General features: G+C 64.6%; 5 protein-coding genes. All 5 read right to left on the bottom strand.

Going from position 1 to position 3,701, the window contains the following annotated elements; all coding sequences use genetic code 11:
• Window positions 1–61: 61 nt before the first annotated feature.
• Window positions 62–385, bottom strand: coding sequence for a DUF736 domain-containing protein (locus NKJ84_RS32875; protein WP_006205585.1), 324 nt, complete (start codon window positions 383–385; stop codon window positions 62–64).
• 711 nt (window positions 386–1,096) lie between these two features.
• Window positions 1,097–1,630 (bottom strand): hypothetical protein, encoded by a 534-nt coding sequence (locus tag NKJ84_RS32870; RefSeq protein ID WP_352509981.1) that lies wholly within the window; start codon window positions 1,628–1,630, stop codon window positions 1,097–1,099.
• A 292-nt stretch (window positions 1,631–1,922) separates the two neighbouring features.
• Window positions 1,923–2,342: a hypothetical protein gene (locus NKJ84_RS32865; protein ID WP_128305978.1), complete on the bottom strand. Its 420-nt coding sequence runs from the start codon at window positions 2,340–2,342 to the stop codon at window positions 1,923–1,925.
• Window positions 2,332–2,592: a type II toxin-antitoxin system Phd/YefM family antitoxin gene (locus NKJ84_RS32860; RefSeq protein WP_352509980.1), complete on the bottom strand. Its 261-nt coding sequence runs from the start codon at window positions 2,590–2,592 to the stop codon at window positions 2,332–2,334. The genes NKJ84_RS32865 and NKJ84_RS32860 overlap by 11 nt, the downstream gene beginning before the upstream one ends.
• Window positions 2,593–2,654: 62 nt before the next feature.
• Entirely contained in the window at window positions 2,655–3,596 is a 942-nt protein-coding gene (locus NKJ84_RS32855; protein WP_352509979.1) for a DUF2493 domain-containing protein, read from the bottom strand.
• Between the last annotated feature and the right edge of the window lie 105 nt (window positions 3,597–3,701).

Here is a 3,701-nt window from a genome sequence, read left to right as displayed (position 1 = left end):
CCAACCCCTTTTGCGGGGGGGGGCGGCGCCCCCGGGCGGGCCCGCCCCCCCCACCGATGCCTCACTGGGGGTTGTTCCAGAGGATGACCTTCTTGTTTTCCTCGCCACCCGGGGCGGGAGCGAGATTGCCGAAAATGACGCCGATCTCGGGGGCTTCCAGCTTGACCGAGAGGTACTCCTCTCCCGACCGCTGGGAGATGCGGTGCCAGCCGGCTCCGATCTCGAAGCCCGTGCGCTTGTTGACGATCCGGTAGTCGGGTGCGTCCTCGCGCGACTTGTTGGTGTTCGGGATCAGGGTGATCGGGGCGTTGACCCGGAGCGTGGCAAAGACGCCTTCCATCGAGCCGTCGGCCTTGGTGGTGAGGTTTGCGATCGTGGTGGCCATGGCAGTTCTCCTTCGGTTGAATCGGGACCATTCCCGATGGCGCCAAAGGAGAGGGCCGTCCTGCTGCGGTCATCTCGGCGAAAATTCTGGAAAATTCTATTTGCCGAAAAATAGCGGGCAGGCCCTTCGCCTGCCCGCAGACAAGAAACAGAAATCGAATTTTCCTGAATATTCGCCGAGTGTACCCCCAACGGGGGTTGACCGCACAAAGCAGGCGGTCGTCTACAAGGGCGACATGAAACGGGAATGGCCCCGGATGCGACCGAAGGAGAAGAACTCAGGCCACCATCGCTAGATCGCCGACGCAACGCTGCCGGATCGCAGGACCATGCAGCAGCCTCTCGGGTCATATCGTCGGCATTGCCAACACATCGAACAGCAGCCCGGCGCGTGACCGCCTTGCGTGTTCGGTATGGCGGCATAGCGGTTTCGAGATCGGGGCCGGCTGGCAGCGGCCTTCACGCCCCTCGGGGACGATACCGCGCAGTCAGGTTGGATGACCCCGCAAGCCAGGATGTTGTTCGGCACGCTTGCACCCGCTTCAGAGGCGAGACGGGTCAAGATGATCATCCGCACAACGCCCCGCGTCTCTGCGCGTGGACCGGTTTCGAAAGGGGCCGGCTCCGTCCGCTCATACAAGTGGATTAGGCGGCGAGGAGCCGGATCACATATCGGATTGAACCCGCAGGGCTGTCGGCAGGACCGCATCCATCATCCTGGCAACGTTAGACGCTCATCCGGCGTCATGCGGGCTTCGGCTTGGCGGCGAATGTCCGGATCAGCATGGCGGAGCATCGCGCACCAGTCTTCCACATTGTACGTGGTCGCCATCCGGCCCCTGGCCAGATCGTAAATGACGCACGGCTTGTTCGCGATGGCGAGCCGAAGCACGTTGACGGCCGTGCCCGGTGATGCGCCGTCCCAGACCATCATCCCAAAGTCGGCGCGCCGCACCATCTCCCGGTCCTTGGCGGCGTGGAACCAGTGCTCGTGAGCTCCTTCAGGAGAAGGAACATGGTAGGCGGCCCAGTCGCCCAGATTGTTGCGGGGTTCCTTGCCGGCATGGAAGACCCCGACGTGCTCGTACTTGTAGCCGGCGAGCACGCCCTGCGCCTCGGCATCGGCTCCAGGCGCGTCGCCAATCAGCACGCCGTGCTCGGCAGCAACGATTGCGCCGATGCGAGCGATGGCAGGTTCCGGCAGCTCGAATATCTCGCGTGATCCACCTATGAATATCATCGACATCGTGACTTTCCCTTCTCTCTAGCGCCCCCCGCCCCGCGCCGGCCGCCCTCTCCCTCGCCCCTGCGAGAGGGATCGTCACCCGAAGGCCGAGACGGCGAAAGCCGGCTCGGGGAGCGGCGAGGCGCCGCGACTAGAGCCCGGCCGGCCGTAGGCCGGCGCGCCCGGACCCTGCCGCTGCCGGAGGCGCTACGCGCATCTGGCTAGTGGCGCTTCGCGCTTGGAGCTAGTGGTCTTTGTCGGCCAGCCAGAGGCTCACGTCCTGGATCGAGCGCATGGCCGCGAAAAGAGAACGTCAATCCAGACGGCTGACGCGGCGGCCCTCGCTGCGCGCTTCGATAAAGGCGCCTGCGATCTTCATCATGAATGCCTTGCTGAAACGACCAAGGGGCTTACCGTCGGATTCGATGTACCAGGAGCGTTCGGCAATATCGTAGTTGTATTCGTCAACCACGATCCAGCAGCGTTTGAGATCGGTCAGACCGGCGCGGCGGCACTCGATAGCGGAGACTTCCAAACCGACCCGATCGCTGGTCGGTGGCTGGGTGGTTATCGCCAGGAGCGCGAGATGGGTCAGGCCATCTCTTGCGCCGCGGACAGCGATGACCACGCAGGTCGGCCGGCTCTTGCGGCCTTCCGTTTCGCCGCGCTCGTGTTGCCATGCCCAAAGATACGGATAGGAGATCACCTGACCGGGCAGAAATCTACCGCTCATCATCGTATCCTTCCCCGCGCGCCAATCGGTCGATCTCGGCGGCGAAGAGTTCCGTGTGTTCCTCCGGCATCTTGGAGACATGGTATGCGCGGCGGGGATCGCCGCCGATGCGCATCCGTTCGTAGTGCTCGTAACTCATCAGCACGAACCGGGGTTTCCGGTGCTTGGTAAGAATAACGGGTTCGCGGCTGGCAACGTCGGTGACGTCGCCAACCTGCTTGTTGAGATCCGCCGTCGTGAACTGGCGCATGGCTGGACTCCTTATCGATCTCCATATTATCTGGATTTTCTTGATTTGCAAGAAAACGGCGCTCACGCGCCGCCCTCCGCGAACCGCCAGACGGGGATGCCGAGCCGACGGGCCTTGTCGGCAAGGTTGTCGGTGATGCCGGAGCCGGGAAAGACGATCAGGCCGTAGGGCACCACCGAGAGCAGCTGGTCGTTGCGGCGGAACGGAGCCGCCTTGGCGTGTCGGGTCCAGTCCGGCTTGAAGGCGATTTGAGTGACCTTGCGGTTCTCGGCCCAGCAAGCGGCGATGCGCTCGGCGCCGCGCGGGCTGCCGCCGTGGAGCAGAACCATGTCGGGATGCTTCTCGCGAGCCTTGTCGAGCGCGTCCCAGATCCGGTCGTGATCGTTGCAGTCGAGGCCGCCGGCGAAGGCGATCTTGGTCCCGGCTGGAACGAGCACCTCGGTTTCGGCATGGCGACGGGCGGCGAGAAAGTCGCGGGAGTCGATTACCGCCGCGGTCATCGCCTGGTGGCTGACCTTGGAGCCGGTGCGCGGCCGCCATGCCGATCCGGTTTGTGCCTCGTAGAGGTCGGCGGCCTCATCGCGCATGATTTCCAGCACGTTGCGGCGCTCGATATAGGTGATGCCTTCCGCGGTGAGCCGTTCCAGCTCGACCGACTTCACCTCCGAGCCGTCCTGTTCCTGCTGGCTCGAACGCTGGGCCTCCTCGTTGCGGTCGAGGCTGCGGGCGACGCGCTCGGCGGCGCGGTGGAAGACGTTTGCGAAGGACCAGAGCAGGTCGTCGAGATCGGGTTCGAGCCTGGTGTCGCCAAGCATGCCGGCGAAGGTCTCGACGATGCCGGCGAGGCCAGCCCGGATCACTTCGTCGTCGGGAAGCGGGCGAGGATCAGGTTCGTCCTGATGCGGGCGATGGCCGTACATCTGTAGTTCGAGGATGACGCGGTCGGTCGGCGAGGAGGCGTGGTAGGGCTCGTAGGCGTCGTCGAAAGGAAGCTCGTAGGTCATGGCGGTGTCTCCGTCGGTTGTGGCCGCGCCTATCGCGGCCTGACAGCGCATCCCGGCCGCGCCCGGGGCGGGCCCGCACCGAAGGCCGGAGCGCGAGCGGAGGAC

Origin of the sequence: Mesorhizobium sp. M0048 (assembly GCF_040323405.1) — a bacterium.
Taxonomy (GTDB): Bacteria; Pseudomonadota; Alphaproteobacteria; order Rhizobiales; family Rhizobiaceae; genus Mesorhizobium.
The sequence above is the reverse complement of the archived record's forward strand: the minus strand, read 5'-3'. Positions and strand labels throughout refer to the sequence as shown.